16 protein-coding genes are annotated in these 17,564 nt (G+C 70.7%); 8 read left to right on the top strand and 8 right to left on the bottom strand.

Annotated features, from left to right (window positions below):
• Positions 1-414 precede the first annotated feature (414 nt).
• Both POL25_RS11395 and POL25_RS11390 read left to right on the top strand, forming a co-directional pair.
• The gene (locus POL25_RS11395) at positions 415-1,401 is read left to right on the top strand and encodes a cyclic GMP-AMP synthase DncV-like nucleotidyltransferase (RefSeq protein WP_272085989.1); all 987 of its coding nucleotides are present in this window, start codon (positions 415-417) and stop codon (positions 1,399-1,401) included.
• Positions 1,398-3,170, top strand: a complete 1,773-nt coding sequence (locus POL25_RS11390) for a ThiF family adenylyltransferase (RefSeq protein ID WP_272085988.1) — start codon at positions 1,398-1,400, stop codon at positions 3,168-3,170. The genes POL25_RS11395 and POL25_RS11390 overlap by 4 nt, the downstream gene beginning before the upstream one ends.
• Here the strand turns inward: POL25_RS11390 and POL25_RS11385 are convergent.
• The 7 genes from POL25_RS11385 to POL25_RS11355 form a co-directional block, all read right to left on the bottom strand.
• The gene (locus POL25_RS11385) at positions 3,139-4,239 is read right to left on the bottom strand and encodes an SAVED domain-containing protein (protein ID WP_272085987.1); all 1,101 of its coding nucleotides are present in this window, start codon (positions 4,237-4,239) and stop codon (positions 3,139-3,141) included. The two genes, POL25_RS11390 and POL25_RS11385, sit on opposite strands and share 32 nt — an antisense overlap.
• 262 nt (positions 4,240-4,501) lie before the next feature.
• On the bottom strand, positions 4,502-4,912 hold the full coding sequence (locus POL25_RS11380) for an SBBP repeat-containing protein (protein WP_272085986.1): 411 nt from the start codon (positions 4,910-4,912) through the stop codon (positions 4,502-4,504).
• A gap of 186 nt (positions 4,913-5,098) precedes the next feature.
• On the bottom strand, positions 5,099-5,713 hold the full coding sequence (locus POL25_RS11375; RefSeq protein ID WP_272085985.1) for a hypothetical protein: 615 nt from the start codon (positions 5,711-5,713) through the stop codon (positions 5,099-5,101).
• An 80-nt stretch (positions 5,714-5,793) separates the two neighbouring features.
• Positions 5,794-7,191 (bottom strand): COG3014 family protein, encoded by a 1,398-nt coding sequence (locus tag POL25_RS11370; RefSeq protein ID WP_272085984.1) that lies wholly within the window; start codon positions 7,189-7,191, stop codon positions 5,794-5,796.
• A 6-nt stretch (positions 7,192-7,197) separates the two neighbouring features.
• Positions 7,198-7,821 carry an LpoB-related protein gene (locus tag POL25_RS11365; protein ID WP_272085983.1) on the bottom strand — a complete coding sequence of 208 codons (624 nt, stop codon included), beginning with the start codon at positions 7,819-7,821 and terminating at the stop codon, positions 7,198-7,200.
• An 87-nt stretch (positions 7,822-7,908) separates the two neighbouring features.
• A complete protein-coding gene (locus tag POL25_RS11360; protein WP_272085982.1) occupies positions 7,909-8,220 on the bottom strand; it encodes a DUF493 family protein in 312 nt (103 codons plus the stop codon).
• Between the two features lie 37 nt (positions 8,221-8,257).
• Positions 8,258-9,508, bottom strand: a complete 1,251-nt coding sequence (locus POL25_RS11355; RefSeq protein ID WP_272085981.1) for an RNA polymerase sigma factor — start codon at positions 9,506-9,508, stop codon at positions 8,258-8,260.
• A gap of 221 nt (positions 9,509-9,729) precedes the next feature.
• Between POL25_RS11355 and POL25_RS11350 the strand changes: the two genes are divergently transcribed.
• A complete protein-coding gene (locus POL25_RS11350) occupies positions 9,730-10,170 on the top strand; it encodes an RNA-binding S4 domain-containing protein (protein WP_272085980.1) in 441 nt (146 codons plus the stop codon).
• Between the two features lie 692 nt (positions 10,171-10,862).
• Here the strand turns inward: POL25_RS11350 and POL25_RS11345 are convergent.
• Positions 10,863-11,369, bottom strand: coding sequence for a hypothetical protein (locus tag POL25_RS11345; protein WP_272085979.1), 507 nt, complete (start codon positions 11,367-11,369; stop codon positions 10,863-10,865).
• Positions 11,370-11,558: 189 nt separating this feature from the next.
• Between POL25_RS11345 and POL25_RS11340 the strand changes: the two genes are divergently transcribed.
• The 5 genes from POL25_RS11340 (at position 11,559) to POL25_RS11320 (ending at position 17,563) form a co-directional block, all read left to right on the top strand.
• A complete protein-coding gene (locus tag POL25_RS11340) occupies positions 11,559-12,923 on the top strand; it encodes an Ig domain-containing protein (protein ID WP_272085978.1) in 1,365 nt (454 codons plus the stop codon).
• Between the two features lie 3 nt (positions 12,924-12,926).
• Positions 12,927-14,417, top strand: coding sequence for a serine/threonine-protein kinase (locus POL25_RS11335; RefSeq protein ID WP_272085977.1), 1,491 nt, complete (start codon positions 12,927-12,929; stop codon positions 14,415-14,417).
• A gap of 670 nt (positions 14,418-15,087) precedes the next feature.
• Positions 15,088-15,735 (top strand): hypothetical protein, encoded by a 648-nt coding sequence (locus tag POL25_RS11330; RefSeq protein ID WP_272085976.1) that lies wholly within the window; start codon positions 15,088-15,090, stop codon positions 15,733-15,735.
• 56 nt (positions 15,736-15,791) lie between these two features.
• The gene (locus POL25_RS11325; protein WP_272085975.1) at positions 15,792-16,919 is read left to right on the top strand and encodes an RNA ligase RtcB family protein; all 1,128 of its coding nucleotides are present in this window, start codon (positions 15,792-15,794) and stop codon (positions 16,917-16,919) included.
• Positions 16,916-17,563, top strand: a complete 648-nt coding sequence (locus tag POL25_RS11320) for a peptide chain release factor-like protein (RefSeq protein ID WP_272085974.1) — start codon at positions 16,916-16,918, stop codon at positions 17,561-17,563. The genes POL25_RS11325 and POL25_RS11320 overlap by 4 nt, the downstream gene beginning before the upstream one ends.
• Position 17,564: the final 1 nt, after the last annotated feature.

Raw genomic sequence — 17,564 nt, 5'->3', positions numbered from 1 at the left:
TCCTTGTAGAACTTCAGCGGGATAGTGAGGTTGGCACCGGCATCCTGTCGACCCTCTGCTCGGCGCTCGGTTGAGATCTCGAGCAGGTCGCTGAAAAACGCGCCGAAGCCTCGTCAAGCCACCCGGTCGTCTTCGATAAGTGCCGCACGTGGCCGAATTTGACCATGTTCTGTCCGAAGAGACATGCCGATCTCGGCCGCCCAGGACTTTTTCAGCAACCTGCTAGTGCAACAAGATGCTCGAGCGAGGGGGCGACGGGCTCGTCGGCCGGCCGGAGGGTCGTGAGCCGAATTTCGCGGCGACAGGACTACGGTCGAGCCGCCAGCTCGACCCATCTTGGCCCGCGACGACGCGGGCTTCCCGCGGTGATCGATCGGCGGCGCGACTGACACACAACTGTTCCCACTACGGCATATGACCAACATCAATCCATACCTGGCGACCTTCGACGAGACGATCAAGCTCGACTGGGACCGTACCGGCGTCCTCCGCGAGCGACGTAATGTCATCCTCGAGCACCTCCGCGCGCGGCTCGACGGCCCGAGCTTTGACCCCTGCAATCAGGGCAGCTACGACCTGCGCACGGGCGTCCACCCGCTGAGCGGCGACTACGACATCGACGTCGCCCTACGTTTCAACACCACGATCGACGAATGGCCCGACCCCGTCGCCCTCAAGCAGCGAGTGCTCGCGGGTCTCGAAGACCTCGGCAGCTCGGTTCGGCTCCGCCGCCCGTGCGTCACCGTGTTTTACCGGCGCGGAGACGAACCACTGTATCACGTCGACCTCGCGGTCTACGCCCGCGACGCACACGAGCGCCTCCACATCGCGTGCGGCAAGCCCGGCGATCGGCCAGACATGAGGATCTGGCAGCCCTCGGATCCGCAGGCGCTCGGCGCCTTCATCGACGGGCGCTTCAAAGATCAAGACAGGGTGCAATTCCGTCGGGTGGTACGTGTCCTGAAGCGCTGGAAGGACGAGCGCTTCTCCAGCGAAGGAGAGGCGGCGCCCAGGGGCATCGCGCTCACGGCCGCAGCGCTGAAGTGGTTTCGCGTCGAGCGTCGCCAGGATCCCGTCGACATGCGGTTTCACTACGACGATGCGGCGGCGCTCCTGGCAATGGTGAAGGCCATGCATGAGTATCCCGAGCGGCGGCTGAAAGCGAAGCTCCCGGTCGCTCCCGGCAATGACCCGTTCGAACGCATGACCGAGCGCCAGATGGAAATCTTCCGTGAGGAGCTCGAGCGCCTCGAGCGAGCGCTGACGACCGCGCTGGGGAGCCCAGATCGCGACGGGGCGTGCGACGTCCTGCGCCGCGTGTTCGGCGACGACTTCCCCGGTCCGGAAGGCAAACCCACGCGCAAGCGTTCGGCGATCGTCGCCTCTGGGTCGGCGGCATGACGCGACCCATCCTGACCGAATTGCTCGCCGAGCTGTGCGCCGCGGGCATCCTCGAGGACGCGGCGCCCGCTGGGCCCGAGCTCCTCGCTCAGAGCTGGGCGAATGGGCTCGCGGGCGCGTTCACGGGCCGAGCCCGCGTCGAGGGCCGCGAGCTCCGCGTGCGGATCGGCATCCCGCGGCGCTTTCCCAACGTCCTGCCGCGGATCTATGTCCTCGACCTCGACTCGCGGCTGCCTCACGTCCACAAGCACGGGTATGTCTGCTACTCGGAGCACGACGGCGTGCTGCTCGATCGCAGGGACGCCGTCGCGGTCGTCGCCGACGCGCTGCGCATGGCGCTGGAGCTCGTCGCCAGCGGGCTACGCGGCGACAACTCGGCCGCGTTCATCGAGGAGCTGGCGCTGTACTGGCCCGGCCAAGCGCTCGCGCTGTCGATGGTGTCGCCAGGCGAGGAGATCCGGTGGGTTTGCGGCGTCCGCATGTCCCAGTGGTGGCACCTGTTCGACAATCGCGCACAGGCGAACCGCGTGTTGCCCGGGTTGCCCGCCGAGCAGGTGCTCTACGTCCCGCTCCACGAGGTGACGCGGCCGATCGACTCGACTCCGTCGGAGTGGGGAACCACGGAGATCACCCGTTTCATCAAGCAGAACCTGACCGACGCGCAGCGCAAGTCGCTGCACATGCAACTGCGCGGCAAGCCCCGCACGAGCAGCTTCGTCGTCGTCCGCGTCCCGTTGCCGCGCGGCGGGCAGTGCCTGATCGGCGTGGAGTACCTCGGTATCGAGGGCGAGCATCCGCTGACGAGGCGTCCGGGCACCGCAGGAGCGCAGGCGATCACCGTCTTCCGACAAGACCTCGACTACCTGGTCGCCCGCGGCGGTGGGCTCGCGGCGGTACGGCGCTCCAGGGCGCTGCTGATCGGCTGCGGCGCCGTCGGCGGTCACGTCGCCGGCGAGCTCGCGCGCGCCGGCGTCCAAGCGCTCACCCTCGTGGACCCCGACGAGCTCCGTCCCGAGAACGCCTACCGCCACGTGCTCGGTCAACCGCTAGCGAGCGACGTCCTGCGGGCGTTCCTCAAGTCGCCCGCGAAGGTCCACCTGCTGAATTTCGAGCTGAAAACGCACTATCCCGCGCTCACGGTCGAGCCGGTCGCCGCGGCCATCGAACAGGCGATCGAGGCCGGCACGATCCGTCTCGCAGACTTCGACATCGTCGTCGCCGCCACCGGCGATCCCAACGTCGACCGCTGGCTCAACGAGATCGCGCTCGACGCCGCCGAGGCGCCGCCGATCGTCTACACCTGGCTCGAGCCGCTCGGGCTCGGTGGCCACGCGGCGCTGATCGCCGGGCACGGACCGAAGCAGCCGCGTCCGGCGGGCTGCCTCGATTGCCTGTTCACCCCCGCACAAGAGGAGCGCGCCCCGGCCCTGTGCAATCGCGCCGCGTTCGCGGCCCCTGGCCAGGCGGTGACGCGCGAGCTGGCCGCGTGCGGCAACGCTTTCACTCCGTTCGGCTCGCTCGACGCCACGCGCACCGCCGAGCTGGCGGTGCGCCTCGCCTTGCAAGCGATGACCGGCGAGCACAGGGGCGCCTTGCTGCGCTCGTGGAAGGGCGACCCCGCCGCGTTCCGCACGGCCGGCTACCGGACCTCGCCGCGCTTCGAGGAGCCCGTCGAGCGGCTCGAGCACGCCGGTGAAGTCTTCTCGCAGCCGCACTGTCCCGTGTGCGCCCCGCCGTTCATGTCTCGTAGAGCGGCAGCGCCTGGCTGAACCCCTCCCGCGCCGAATAGTCATGGAGGTGGACCTGTCGGGCGACGCGGTGGGGCAGCGCTCGCCCGAGCGCGAGCAGGACCGGCGCCGGCGCAGCCGCGAACACGTGAATCGGCCGATCGCGCGTATGACCCGAGAAGATCCGGTAGAACAACGTTCGCGCGTGTTCGGCGAATTCTCTCAGTTGCGCCTCGGTGCGGATCGCGTCAGGCCGCGGACGCTCGAGCGATACCTCGAACAGCGCCCGCCCGGGTCTCGGTAGCACGGCGTCGACCTCTTTGCGGGAGATGCGAGCGCTGATCGAGAGGAGCAGCGCGACGCTCGTGACCTTCGTGGTCGGGCCGCGCCGTTCGACCCGGAGCGCCGTCTCCGATTCAGGGGACGACTGCCAGTGCCAGCCCTCGGGCTCGCGCAGCCGCCCGTAGATTCGGACCGGAATCGCATCTCCGAGGCGATCTCCGAGTGCGATCAACCACGGAGTCGGCCCGAGCGCAAATACCGATACGCTGCCCTCGGTCGAAGGGCGCACCTTGGCATCGATGAACTGCCCCACGCGTTCATGCAGCGACCGGAGGCCGGCGCGCCAGGCGGTGAGGTCCCGTGCGTCGAGCGGGGGCCAGTCGAGCCACTCTGGTTCGTCGATCGGCTGGATCGGGCGGAGAGCGTCCCGGATCTCTTTGAGCGAGATCAGCGTCGGCTGTTGCGGGAACTGACCGCGAAACACCAGGACGTGCGTCCGCCCGGCCTCACCTGGCGAGGAATTTTCACCCGAGATCCGCTGGCGTATCGCCCGGATCTCGTCTCCACGCAGCGGCCTCCGGGCGATCAAGCGCTCGAAGAAGCCTGGTTCGCTCAACCTGCCGTGCGACAGCAAGAGTGTCACGCTCGCATGCACCAGCGCGCTCATCGAGGCACTCGGACCGGGTAGCTCTGTGACGAGGCTGGAGGCCTGCGGCTCGTAGCTCAGGTGCTGTCGCAACTCGCCGGTGTTGTCGCCGAAGAGCGAGCAGAGGATCGACTCGAATTCTTGTCTGAGCGGGCCATCGAGCTCCGTGACGGTCGCAGCCATGTCGTGTGTCCTTTGGTCTCTTGCCCGAACTTATCCGAACTCGGCCCGATGTGCGGCGATGTTAGTCGTCAGCCAAGCAGCTCGCGGATGCTCCCGACGACCCACGACCGCGTCCCCGATGCCGTCGAGGGGCGCCGGTTGGCAGGTCCGAGTCGAGGCCCCGCGATCCTCTACAGTTCATCCGCGACCTCCAGGTGACGGAGCAGCTCGCGGCGCTGGCTGCCGACGCCGGCGTGATCGAGTTCGATGTCGGCGCAGCACCTCACTGCCCGCACAGCATGGCCTCGACCCATTCGTTGCTGCCGAGGTTCGGCGTTCCGAACGAGCCGTCGGTTTGCCCGGCGATCACTGGCGTGCCGAACGAGGTCACCGCGATGTCGCTCGAGTAGTCGGATTTGCTCGTGCCGCGTTGACGGCTCCACAGCTTGGTCCCGCCCTTCGAGAACAGGGTGACGAAGTAATCATTCATCCCGGCGTTGTTGCCGCCCAGGTTGCCCGACGTGTACCCGACCACATAGATGTTGTTCGACGCGTCGGTGGCGACGCCCTTGGGTTCGTCGCCCCCGCCCGTGCCGAACATGCGGCTCCACACCTTCTCATCGCTCGAGGACAGCTTGATGACGAGCACGTCGCCACCGCCCAGGTAAGTGTCGGCTGGGCCGGTGCCGTCCACGAGGGTTCGGTCCCGGGGCGCTTCGCGCGGAACCGAGGCCTGTCACAGAAAGTCCTGGGACAGGCTCGGGGACGATTGCTGATTATCCGGGACCGCTCCCGACGAGCGCCTTGGCCTCTAACCCTGCGCGCAAAAAGGAATTCGAGGGCTGCGCTGAACTTGGCGCGGGCCTGGCCGATGCGGGCGTCAGTACCAGGCGAAGCGCAAGCCGACGTACGGCGTGTGACGCAGGCCGTCGCCCGGGACCGCGCGGAGGTCGTAGAGCAGGGCCACGCCGAGGGCTGCGCTGGCGTTGAGCCAGAACTCGTAGCCGAGGCCGACCACGCCGCCGGCGCCCATGCGGACGCGGCGGCCGTCGCCCTGCGGCACGCCGCCGATGCCGAGGCCGGTGCGGACGAAGAAGCCGCGGATGATGAAGATGTTGGCCTCGACGTCGCCGCCGAAGAACACCTTGGGGCCGAAGCGGCTCGACATGTAAGTGCCGAGGTGGAGGTTGACGCCGAGCGTGAGGCGCTTGCCGACGCCGCCGCCGAGGGCCAGCTCGATGCGGCCGCCGGGGATGAAGGCGGTCGCCTCGTTGAAGGTGCGGGCGAACAGCGGGCTGTCGAAGTACGTCGCGCCGAAGCCGATGCCGGGCCCGATGAAGAAGCCGCGGCGGTCCTGCGGGCCCTCGATCTCGATGCCGCGGCGGCCGAGCACGCTGGCCTCGGCGACCGGCGCGACGGCGCACAATCCGAGGTACACGCCGACGACCGAGAGGAAGGAGTGCAGGGCGCGGAGACGAAGGCGACGACGGATCATGGGAACACCTCGAAGGGCGAGCGGGCTGCGTATGGAGAGAGACGGAGCGCGAGGCGGATGACGAGCAGCGTAAGCGAGGGTCAGCGCAGGGTGGTGACGTCGAGCACAACGTAGCCGCCGGCGGCCACGTCGAGCGAATAGTTGCGGGTCTCGCTGCCGCCGCGGCCGGAGGCGATCACGCTGACGGCGTGCGGGCCGGGCAGGACGGGGACGCGCGCGACCAGGACGAGGCCGGGCAGGAGCGTCCAGGAGCGGGTGTCAGGGCGATCGGCCGCCAGCAGGGCGCCTTCGGCCGCGAGCGCGGCGAACAGGCCGATGATCGCGCCGCCCTTCTCCGCGCTGTTGCCGGCCGCGCGCGCGCCCTCGGCCACCGCGGCGCGCACGATCAGGCGCGAGATCGCGGCGCCGATGATCTTCGGCTTCATCTCCTCGTACTCGGTGATGACCTCGGTCTGGATGTCGCTGGCGATCTCGAGCCCGACCGCCTGGCCGTCGACGCGCAGCTCGGCGGTCTCGAACGCGCTGCCCGACGGCACCAGCTCGGGGTAGACGACCATCTTCAGCGCGCTGCGCTCGAGCACGCGGCTGTCGCCGGTGACGTAGGCGTGGGCCAGGCCGATGGCGGCGCCGATCGGCATGTGGCGCGCCTCCTTGAGCGGGGCCCGGCCGACGCTGACGACCACCACGACCTCGGCCGGCGCCTGGGCTGCCTCATAGGACATGCCCCCGAGGACAGCATCGATGTGGGGCGAGCGGTAGCCGGCCAGCGCCGACAGCCGCTGGACCGGGCCGACCAGGCTGGCGAACGGGCGCGCCTGCAGGGCCTCGTCGTAGTAGCGCAGCGCCGACTCGTGCTCGCCGAGGCGCTCGAACACGAAGCCGGCCAGCCAGCTGCCGAACGCGCCGTGGGGCAGCGCCGGGGCCTCGCCGCCCGCGCCGTCGCCCCGCGGGCGGCCGCGCTGGTCGTAGCTGGTGAGGTACTCGTGCATCACGGTGAAGCGCTTGGCCTCGACGCGCGCGCCCGAGAGGTCGCCCTGCAACAGGTAGTTGAGGAGGTTGTAGGCGTTGAGGACCAGCTTCTCCGACGGCGGCGCCTTGTACTTGGTGGAGCTGTCGGAGAACACGTACTTGCCGAGCTGGCCGGCGCCGTCGCGGGCGATGTCGAGGAGCTCGAGCTGCTTCTCGGCGACCGAGAGGTCGCGGGCGCTGAGCTTGTAGGCGCCGCTGGCGTGGAGGATCATGCCGCGCTCGAGCAGGGCCAGCGCGGTGTCCTTCTTCCATTTGGTCGGCATGTCCTTGCTGCTGCGGGTGCCGAGCAGCTTGTTGACCTGCTTCTCTGCGCCGGGCAGGTCGCCCCGCTGGGCCGCGCCGCGGGCCTCGCGGGTGCGGTCCGAGTAGGTCGCACAACCTGTCCCGAGGGCCAGGCCGAGCGAGAGCGCGGCCAGGCCGGCTCGCAGGCGCGCGGACGGGGCGGGCATGGCACCCTAGCGGACGATCGCCTTGCTGCGCTCGGCCTTGTACTGGAAGCGCACCAGGCTGGTCTCGACCTCGATCACCTGGATGAACAGGGTGTACTGGACCCGGCGCTCCTTGTTGAAGAACTCGTCGACGCTGCCGACCTTGCCGGTGAAGAAGTACTTGGCGCCGATCTGGCGCGAGATCTGGGCGGCGAAGTTCGGGTCGTAGACCGAGCGGTTCTGCTGCACCGCGGCTTCGCTGGCCATCTCGGCCTGGCGCTCGCGGCTGACCACCTGGACCACGCCGCTGTTGACGAGCTCGGTCTCGAGGTCGCCGAGCAGCGTGTTGAGCTGGTCGTCGATGTGCTCCGAGGTCTCGTTCTTGAACGGCCAGATCGCCACCACCACCGGGGCCGGGAAGCTCGAGACCTGGGCCCAGAACGGCGAGGCGTGCAGCTTCTCGAGCGCGACCTGCAGCAGATCCTGCAAGTCCTTGCGGTCGAGCGTGGTGCTCATCGCGCCCTGGTCGAGGTTGGGGTTCTCGGTGCCGGGGCCGCCGCGCACGGCCTTGGGCTTGCAGCCGAGGTTGGCGCCGAGGCCGGAGGTGAGCGCGAGGCCTAGGGCGATGAGCTGGAGTGGACGTGCAAGCATGGCAACTGGTCGGTGGGGTGACGGGAGCCGCGGGTTTGGACCCGCGGCGCCGCGAGGACATTCAGGGGCGCGAGCGAGACTCTGGCCTCAAAAGATTAAGAGGACGGCGGGGAGGCTGTACAGTCGGGCGTACACCTCCTCGACCTCCTCGACGCTCTCGGCGGCGAGAATGAACGTGAGACAGAGGCGGTCGCCCGAGCGCGTCATTCGTTCGCTCACGGCCAGCCGCGCGGGGCCGACCACGCCATGCGCGCTGTCGACCGCGGCGGTCCGGAAGGCGTCGTCGGCTGGGCCGAAGGCCTTGATCGTATACTCGCCGGGGAAGCTGTGCGCGGCGAGGATCGCCTCGCGCGCGGGGGCCCGGCGCGTCTCGTCGGGCCGGTGGGTAGATCCGGACATGGGGCCGTGGTTAGCACGCCACGGCGCCCCCGGCACCTCATTGATTCAGAACGGCGAGGATCAGCTCCGGCCCGCCCGCGTCGGCCACGCCCAGCGTGGTGCCCGAAGGCCACGGCACCAGGTCGCCCGGGCGCGCCGCGCCGGACTCCTCGTGACTGAGGCCGCCCTGGAGCACCAGCACGCGCGCCTCGCTGTGCGGATAGCGAGACGGGATGACCGCGCCCGGTGCGACGCGCACGATCAGCCGCCGCGGCCACGCCGGACGCTGGATCAGCGTGATGTCGCTGGTGGAGACCGCATCTGGCTCTTCGGACATGCTCTCGGGGACACGTACCTCGGCGCCGGTCTCGAGCGGCAAGATCCGCAGGCCGGCGTCGTCGCGCCAGCCGCGGGGCGCGTCGACGCGGGCGAGGATCTCGCGGGCGTCGTGGTGCGGCAGGCGCAGCAGCGCGGCGAGGTCCTCGGTGAACGGGCTGAGTCGCTCGGGGCCGGCGATCGCGGCGACCAGGCGCGCGCGCGTCTGCGGCAACAGGGCGGCGGGGAAGGTGTAGAGCGCGAGGCCGTGGACGTTGTCGCGCTGGGCCGCAACCTCGACGGCCTGCAGCTCGCCGATGGCCTCGCCGCGCTCGAAGCGGACGCGGTCCTCGGGCGCGAGCTCGTCGAGCAAGTAAGCGGCGGCGAGGTGGTCGTGCGGGCGCGGGACATCGGTGGTGGGAGGGGTGCCGGCGAGCGCCGCCGACAGCCGCCGCAGGCCGTCGGCGACCTGGGCGCGCACGACCTCGGGCGAGGTGCGGGCACGATCGGCGATCTCGCCGGCGCCGAGGCCCTCGAAGTAGGCCAGCTGGAGGGCGCTGCGCGGCTCGTCGTCGAGGTCGAGCATCGCCGTCTGCACGGCCTGGCGCAGGGGCCCCACGTCGGGCGCCTCGGTCTTGTCGTCGAGGGTGGTGATCTGGGTGTCGTGGACGGCCGCCATGCGAGCGGCGCGGTGCTCGGGCAGGGCGTGCAGGGCCGCGCCGCGGGCTCCGATGGTCCACCACACGCGGACGCTGTAGTGACGCGGGTCGAACTGCTTGGCGCCGCGCCAGCCGTCGAGGAGGACGCCGTAGACCGCGCTCTCGGCGGCGACCCGGTCGCCGAGGATCCGCAAGGTCGCGCCCAGCAGGGCCGGGGCGTAGCTCTCGCACAGCTCGATGAAGGCGACGGCGTCGCCGCGAGCGGCGGCGGCCATTCGCTGCGCGGCCCCGACGTCTCCGGGCACCGCGAAGTTGATCGGGGGGGCGCCTTGCATGCGTTCATGAGGGTTTCGCGGCCGGGTTCGCTTGTCAAGCGCGCGGCCGGGTAGATGTCTCTTGGGGCATGTTCGTGGCGGCCACGGCGGTGCGCTCGAGGCGGCCGAAGAGGCGGCCGCCCACGCCTCGAGCGACGATCGCGCAAGGCCGGGCGAGCGCGCGCGAGGCGTCGCCAGCGCTGGCGAACGGGGGAGGCCCGGGGCATGCTGAAGGCCCCTGGATGGACGACGCGGACGACAATGACGAGGGCGAGGCCGAGGCCGGTGCGACGCCGCCAGGCCCCGCGGGAGATCCGGCGCTGCAGTCGGTGCGGCTCGACAAGTGGTTGTGGGCGGCGCGCTGCTTCAAGACCCGCGGGCTGGCGAGCGAGGCGTGCGCCGCAGGCCACGTGAAGGTGGCCGGCGTCACGGCAAAGGCGGCCCGGTCGCTGCGCCGCGGCGAGGAGGTCACGATCAAGACCAGCGACGGGCTGCGGATCCTGGAGGTGCTCGGCCTCAGCGAACGCCGGGGCCCGGCCGCGGTGGCCCGCACGCTCTACAACGATCGATCACCGCCGCGCCCGCCCTCGACGGAGGTGCCCGGGATGGTGGTGCGCGATCGCGGCCTCGGCCGGCCGACGAAACAAGAACGCCGCGACATCCGCCGCCTCCGCGGCTACTGATTGACCACGCAGCGACTTCGGCGCCGACAGGGTGTGAGGAGAAGACGTGACGGTACGCCGTTGCGTGTGCGACGCGAGGGCAGGACGCGGGAGTGCGCGAGGCTCGGCGGAGATCCGTGGTCGCGCGTCGGTCGTGGTTCGAAGTCGCAGACGTGCTCGTGAGGTCGTGACGACGCGTGCGCGTGTCGTCGTTGCGAGGCCGCGACGTGCTCGTGAGGTCGTGACGACGCGTATGTGTGTCGACGGCGCGAGGCCGCGATGTGCTCGTGGGGCGTGACGACGAGCGTGTGCGCGTCGAAGCGACGAGGTCGCAGACGTGAGGCGTGGCGACGAGCGTGGGGCGTGACGATGTCGCGAGGTCGCGGCTGCATGCGAAGCAGTCCCGGTCGCGGATGGCTCGTGCGGCCGAGCCGATGCGAGCGCGGGCATTTTTGTCGTCACGCGAGCGGGTCGATGGTTCGGGTCGCGGGCATGCTCGTGGGGTCGCGCGGATGCGAGTGCTTCAAGTCGAAGATCCGCGGACGCGAGGCATGCGGCGCAGGCGAGGTCGCGAGGAAACCGAGCTCGCAGGCGTTGATTCGCAGGCCGGTCGAGCAGGTCGCACGGATGCCGTGACCTCACTCGCGCCGCGCGGCAGAGGCCGCTCGTCCGTGCGACGTCCGCCGAGGTCGACGTCCCGCCTACGCCTACGCCTACGCGAGCGGCCAGAACCGCTGCGCTCGCACGACCGCGAGGTAGGGTTCGTCGCGCAGCGGGGACGTGGGACGGGCAGCGAGCCGGCGGCCGATCACGCATACGCGGGCGCCGGGGGCCACCAGGGATCGTTCGGTGCGGAGGCCGACGCCGTGGCGGGTCAGCAATTCGCGGTGGAAATTGTCGAGGTCGGTGCCTCGGTCGACGCAGACGAGGACGCGGTGCGGACCCTCGGCGACCAGGAAGTCGACGGCCTGCTGGCGCGCGACCTGAAGCGTCCGCGAGATGACGCTGAGCGCGCCGGCGACCCCGACGACGCTGTGCGGCGGGAAGGCGCGGTAGTCGATGGCGACCGCGGCCTCGCCGCTGACGGGATCGTGGATCGCCTCGAGCGGTTCGACGCTGCCGCTGAAGGTGACGAGCTCGTCACGCCCCGTGCCCAGGATGTCGGACAGTCGTTCGAGGCGACGCGGTCGCGGGGGCCAGAGGTGCTGCCACAAGCTCACGGGAGGACCGTAGCGTAGCGCGAGGCCGGCCGACCGACCGCGGCGGACCGGATTTCCCCGCGGCTCCCCGTCGCGGGTCCGGGCCGCGGTGGACGACGTACGGAAGAAATTCCCCGAGGGCGGCGGCGGCGAGGTGCTATGCTCGGCGGGCCCGATTGGCGGGCTTTTGAACTAAGAGGAGATCGGACGATGAGGCGGTTCGCCAGTGAAGGCCGCGAGCGGAGAGTGCGACTCTCCGGGCCCGGATGGACGTGGATGCTCGTGCTCGGCATGTCGGCGCTGTCGACGGCGTGCGGCGACGACGACGCTGCGGGAGGTGGGAGCTACGTCGGCTCCGCGACCCAGACCACCGAGCCGCCGGCGACCACCACCGACGCGGACCCGACATCGTCGTCGACCGACGCGCCGACGACGACCACGAACCCCGCCACCACCGACGCGCCGACGACCACGACGGCGACCACCGACGAGCCGCCGCCGGCGCTGGTCGTCGACTGCGGGGCGCTGCCGAAGGGCGCGCAGGGGGCCGAGTACGAGCACCAGCCGACCGCCTCGGGCGGCGTGCCGAAGTACACCTGGTCCGCCTCGGGCCTGCCCGACGGCCTCGCCATCAACGCCGCCAACGGCGAGATCTCCGGCGTGCCGACCATGACCGGCGAGTTCGTCGTCGAGCTCACCGTCACCGACCTCGAGGACCACGTGGCCGTGGCCAGCTGTCCGGCGCTGACGATCGGCGACCAGCTCACGGTCGACTACGACGCGCTCGCGGCCGACGGCCCGTGCGTGGCGGCGGACAGCGACAAGACGATCCTCGACTACATCACCGGCGGCGACGGCTCGCCGATCACCTGCGCCACGCCGGCCGGGACCGGCGACGGCAAGGTGCCCGCCGGCCTCGGAGTCGACGCGAAGAGCTGCGAGATCACCGGGACGATCGGCGAATCGCGGTACGGCAATTGGGCCTGGATCGTGGCCGCCGAGCAGTCGGGCGTGAAGGTGTTCGCGCCGTACTGCGCCAAGCAGACCCAGCAGGCGCCGAAGGCCTACGCGATCGTCGGCAACCACAGCGGCGAGACGAACAACGCGCTCGAGCCGATGCTGATCGGCTTCGACCCCGACCAGCCGCTGCGCTTCGACGGCGACGCCGACCCGCGCTTCGAGGTGAAGAAGGCCAGCTGCGGCGATTCGTGCTTCTTCGGCTTCCTCTACCGCGTGTCGATGTCGCCGTTCGGCACCGGCGACTGCAAGTCCGACAAGGACGGCTGCTTCGGGCTGTGCCCGCTGGTGGCCGACGGCAACGAGCCCGACGGCGACAAGGCGATTCAGTGCTCGCTCCTGCCCCTGATGGGCACGCCGAAGACCGGGTTTGCGCACGAAATGTGGGCGAAAGGCGACGTCGTCCCGGACGAGTTCAAGACGCGCCCGTTCGTGGTCCAGTGGAGCATCGACTACTGCCTCTCGAACCAGGCCCCTGATTGCCAGGGCAAGGACGCGATCCTCGGCAACGGCGACAACTCGAACTTCGAGTTCCCCGTGATCTTCCGGCCTCAGTGAGGCATGATGGGCCGCAAGGCCCGCGTGATGAAGCAGCCCGAGGATCCGTCGCCTGCGCCCGAGGCGACGCAGGCAAGCGCGTCGCCGTCGTCGGCCGAGCTGTCCGAATTGCGGGCCGACGCGATCACGCCCTCGGGCGCGACCACCGACCCCGGGATGCGCTCGCCTGGCCAGAGCATCCCCGGCATGCGCACGACGCTGGGCAACACGCTCGACCGCTCGGGCGTGCAGCCGCGGCTGCGCGTGCCGAGTGACGTGCGCGCGGCGGCGCTGAAGCCGGGCACCGAGATCGACGGCAAGTACCGGCTCGAGGCGATGCTCGGGCGCGGCGGCATGGGCATCGTCTGGCGCGCCGAGCACTCGCACATGCACGGCAGCGTGGCGATCAAGTTCCTGGCCGACCGCTTCCGTCGCAAGGCGCAGGTGATCGAGCGCTTCTGGCAAGAGGCCAAGCTGATGGGCGAGATGGGCCACCCGAACATCGTGCGGGTGCTCGACATCTCGCCGGCCTCGGCCGAGCTGCAGTACATCACGATGGAGCTGCTGACCCAGGGCAGCCTGCGCGACCATCTCAAGCGCAGCGGCGGCAAGCTGCCGACCGACGAGGCGGTCGAGCTGATGGACGGGGTGCTGTCGGCGCTGCTGGCCGCGCACAAGCGAGGCATCGTCCACCGCGACATCAAGCCCGACAACCTGATGCTCGCCAACATCCGCAACTTCGAGACCGACACCTTCGAGCTCGGTCTCAAGGTGCTCGACTTCGGCGCGTCGCTGCTGCTGGCCACCAGCACCGAGACGAGCACGCCCGACGGCCTGCTCGGCACGCCCTATTACATGTCGCCGGAGCAGGCCGCGAGCCTGCAGCTCGACCAGCGCACCGACCTCTACAGCACCGCGGTGGTGCTCTACGAGGCGATCTCCGGCAAGCTGCCGCACCAGGCCGACGACGTCCACTCGCTGGTCTACAGCATCGCCACCGACGCGGCGACGCCGATCGAGCACCACGTCCCCACCATCACCCGGCCGTTCCGCGAGTTCTTCGAGCGCGCGCTGGCGATGAACCCGGGCGCGCGCTTCCAGTCGGCCGAGGAGATGCGCGAGGCGCTGCGCAAGCTGTCGCGCCGGCTGGCCGGCAAGGTCCGCAACACCGCGCTCTACCTCGCGTCCGGCGACACCGGCCCGATGGCGACGGTCGAGCCGCCGCTGCACCGCTCCGACGCGCGCATGGTCCCGTTCCGCAAGACCCTCGAGGAGCGCCCGCCGACGCTCAAGCGCCTGATCCTCCGCGACCACCGGCCGGCCGCCCGGCCCGCCGTGATCGTGCTCGGCGCCGCGCTCGGGCTGATCCTCGGCTTCGCCGTGCAGGCGCTGCGCTTCGCCGGTGCGTCCCACACCCACGGCGTCGACACCCTGATCGCCTGCCTCGCATTCGCAGGCCTCGGCGCCGGCATCGGCTGGTTCTTTTTGTCGCAGCCGAAGCAGCCGTTCAAATAGTGCGACCGATCGCAATGGCGCTTGACGCCGCCGAGGTCGTACCGTATAGAGTGCCCATCGCCTCTCACCAGGCGGTTCGTGTCATGTCTCGCCACTGAGCCACATCCGCTCGAACGCAGGCCCGCTGGCCGCGTCCGTTCGCCTTCGCGCAGTCCGATCTCGGACGCCGAGGGACTTCACGCCGCAAGGCGGTGAGGTGTGCGTCTGCCGTCGTAGGCGACGCGACCCGCCGTCCGCGCCGTCCTCGTGACGACGCCCGCGCGTGCTGCCGGACGCCGCTCCTGGGGCCCAGAAGGCCGTTTCCGGCCGCTCTGGGCGCCTCGAGCCCACCAGCGAGGGCCCGCGCGGGGCGAGGTGAGGCTGCGACGTCTTCGCGCGTCGCGGCCTCGCCTCGCCCCCGCGGGCCGGCCTGACGCGGCGGCGGAGGCCTCCCATTGTTCATTCGCCATTGCGGCGAATGGGGGCAGCGTCGCCGCGCGTGCCCCGGGCATTGTCGTGTGTCGAGAATACCACCATGGGCAATTCGAACTGCTGTGATTTCTGTGAGATCGACCCCATCGCCCGCGAGGGCGGAGAGGCGAGGTGTTGAATGCGTTGGGACATGTATGAAGTGATTATCGAGCGGCCGCGCCGCGGCGGCGCTTGGGGCAAGGGAGGGGGACGGGCGGCGATGCGCCGCCGCGCCGAGCCGGAGACCGCCGCGTACGTCGAGCCGATCAAGGAGCGACATCGGCGCTCGAAGTACCTCAGCGAGAATCTGGCGCCGCTGCACCGGTTCCTGCTCAGCCGGGTCGGTCGCCGGTGGGACGCCGTCCACTCGGAGATCGCCGCGCACCTGCGGGTGACGAGCGCGGTGCAGAAGCACGTGCTCGACCACCTGCGCGACATGGTCTACACCAACGTGGTGAAGATCGGCGACAGCCTGTACGAGCACGGCTCGTGGGGCGTGCGGCCGATCGGCCACGGCTGGCGGCGGGCGGAGGTGTACGTGTGCCCCGACTCGGGCCTGCTGAAGAAGTTGCCGTTCGTGCCGGGGCCGGCGGCCCCGCCGCCCGAGATCGAGGTGGTGCTGATCGACCGCGAGGCGCAGTACCGCAAGATCGACGGGCAGTGGTACCGCATCACCCTGTCGCCGCTGCCGAGCGAGCCGGAACGCGAGGTCCACGACCTGCTGCTCGGCGATCTGCGCAAGCTCGGGACGATGTGGCAGCGCGGCTGGGAGCTGAACCAGCAGTACGGGTACTGGGACCGCTACGCGACGGCGAAGCGGCAGATCAGCAAGCGCGAGCTGCGGCGGCTGCCGCCGGGGGTGCGATGATGACGAAGCAGGATGACGAGAGCGCGGAGCGGCAGGCGCCACGCGGAGGTGCAGGGATGGATACGCAAGACAGGCCGGCGGTGCGGATCGTGGCGTCGCCGAAGACGTGGATCGAGGGCGAGGCGGTGCAACAGCTCGAGCGGACGGCGACGCTGCCGGGCATGATCGCGGCGGTCGGGATGCCCGACCTCCACCCGGGCAAGGGTTCGCCGATCGGGGCGGCGTTCGTCAGCGAGGGGCGGATCTATCCGCACCTGGTGGGCAACGACATCGGCTGCGGGATGGCGCTGTGGGGCACGGAGCTGCCGCAGCGCAAGCAGAAGCTCGAGCGCTGGGCCGATCGCCTGGGCGACCTCGACGGGCCGTGGGAGGGCGATCCGCGGGCGTTCCTGGCCGAAAGGACAGTCGCGGCGACGGACCACGACGGGTCGCTCGGGACCATCGGCGGCGGCAATCACTTCGCGGAGCTGCAGCAGGTCGATGCGATCGAAGACGCCGAGGCGTGGGCTTCGCTCGGGATCGCGGCGGGCTCGCTGGTGCTGCTGGTCCATAGTGGTTCGCGCGGGCTCGGCGAGTCGATCCTGCGCGCCCACGTCGACCGGTTCGCGGCGGCGGGGCTGGACAGCGCGAGCGCGGACGCGCAGGCGTACCTGCGGGCGCACGACGGCGCGGTGGCGTGGGCGGGGGCCAACCGGGCCCTGATCGCGCATCGCTTCGCCGACGCGCTGGGCACGGCGATCGCTCCGGTGCTCGACGTGTGCCACAACGCAGTGGTGCCGTGCCCGGACGGCGCGCCGCAGCGGTGGCTGCACCGCAAGGGCGCGGCGCCGTCGACGGCGGGGATCGTGGTGATCCCCGGCTCGCGCGGGGCGCTGAGCTACGTGGTGAAGCCGGACCCGAGCCGCGCAGAGGCCGGCTGGTCCCTGGCCCATGGGGCAGGTCGCAAGTGGCGCCGCGGCGACGTCAAGGAGCGGCTGCAGGACCGCTATCGCCCGGACGACCTGGTGCGCACGGCCCTCGGCGGGCGGGTGATCTGCGAGGACCGCGAGCTGCTCTACGAGGAGGCGCCGGAGGCGTACAAGAAGATCGACACGGTCGTCGGCGACCTGGTGGCGGCCGGCCTGTGCACCGTGGTGGCGACGCTGCGCCCGGTGCTGACCTACAAGACGAGGAGCCGACGATGAAGGCGTGGGTCCTGATCTCCGGCGGTCACGGGCCGCCGGAGCTGGCGTGGGTGGTCCACCGCCTCGGGCCGGTGTTCGTGGCGGCGGCGGCGGCGGCGGGCCTCGGCTGCGAGGAGCTGCAGCGCGCGGACGGGCCGGCGGCCGAGACGGCGTGGTCGCTGGTGTATGAACTCGAGGACATGTCCGATGGGACAGCCATCGCGACGCTGCTGTCGCAGTGGGAGGGCACGGCGCAGTGGATCGGGCGCAGCCCGCTGCGGCCGACGCACCGCCGGCGCAACTGGTTCGTCAAGCTGACGCGCCTGCCGGTCGAGGCGGAGGTCGAGGCGACGCTGCGCGAGGCGGACCTCGAGGAGTCGGCGGTCCGCAGCGGCGGCTCGGGCGGGCAGAACGTCAACAAGCGCAGCACGGCGGTCCGTCTGCGCCACAAACCGTCGGGCCTCGAGGTGGTGGCCCGCGAGGAGCGCTCGCAGGGGCAGAACCGCCGGATCGCCCGCGAGCGGCTGGCGGCCCTGCTGCTGGCCGGGGCGGCCGCCCGCCGCGGCGAGGCCGAACGAGCCCGCTGGGATGAGCACAACGCGATCGAGCGCGGCAACGCCAGGCAGGTGTTCCGCGGGCCGGAGTTCAGGCCGGTGCAGGGCTGAA

Origin of the sequence: Nannocystis bainbridge (genome assembly GCF_028368995.1) — a bacterium.
Taxonomy (GTDB): domain Bacteria; phylum Myxococcota_A; class Polyangia; order Nannocystales; family Nannocystaceae; genus Nannocystis; species Nannocystis bainbridge.
The sequence above is the reverse complement of the archived record's forward strand: the minus strand, read 5'-3'. Positions and strand labels throughout refer to the sequence as shown.

Bases quoted from the DNA above. Each gene is read 5' to 3' on its own strand.
- POL25_RS11370 (WP_272085984.1), bottom strand. From the start codon at position 7,191: ATGCCCGCCCCGTCCGCGCGCCTGCGAGCCGGCCTGGCCGCGCTCTCG.
- POL25_RS11325 (WP_272085975.1), top strand. From the start codon at position 15,792: ATGGATACGCAAGACAGGCCGGCGGTGCGGATCGTGGCGTCGCCGAAG.
- POL25_RS11335 (WP_272085977.1), top strand. From the start codon at position 12,927: ATGATGGGCCGCAAGGCCCGCGTGATGAAGCAGCCCGAGGATCCGTCG.
- POL25_RS11390 (WP_272085988.1), top strand. From the start codon at position 1,398: ATGACGCGACCCATCCTGACCGAATTGCTCGCCGAGCTGTGCGCCGCG.
- POL25_RS11330 (WP_272085976.1), top strand. From the start codon at position 15,088: ATGCGCCGCCGCGCCGAGCCGGAGACCGCCGCGTACGTCGAGCCGATC.
- POL25_RS11355 (WP_272085981.1), bottom strand. From the start codon at position 9,508: ATGCAAGGCGCCCCCCCGATCAACTTCGCGGTGCCCGGAGACGTCGGG.
- POL25_RS11340 (WP_272085978.1), top strand. From the start codon at position 11,559: ATGAGGCGGTTCGCCAGTGAAGGCCGCGAGCGGAGAGTGCGACTCTCC.
- POL25_RS11350 (WP_272085980.1), top strand. From the start codon at position 9,730: ATGGACGACGCGGACGACAATGACGAGGGCGAGGCCGAGGCCGGTGCG.
- POL25_RS11360 (WP_272085982.1), bottom strand. From the start codon at position 8,220: ATGTCCGGATCTACCCACCGGCCCGACGAGACGCGCCGGGCCCCCGCG.
- POL25_RS11320 (WP_272085974.1), top strand. From the start codon at position 16,916: ATGAAGGCGTGGGTCCTGATCTCCGGCGGTCACGGGCCGCCGGAGCTG.
- POL25_RS11365 (WP_272085983.1), bottom strand. From the start codon at position 7,821: ATGCTTGCACGTCCACTCCAGCTCATCGCCCTAGGCCTCGCGCTCACC.
- POL25_RS11385 (WP_272085987.1), bottom strand. From the start codon at position 4,239: ATGGCTGCGACCGTCACGGAGCTCGATGGCCCGCTCAGACAAGAATTC.
- POL25_RS11375 (WP_272085985.1), bottom strand. From the start codon at position 5,713: ATGATCCGTCGTCGCCTTCGTCTCCGCGCCCTGCACTCCTTCCTCTCG.
- POL25_RS11395 (WP_272085989.1), top strand. From the start codon at position 415: ATGACCAACATCAATCCATACCTGGCGACCTTCGACGAGACGATCAAG.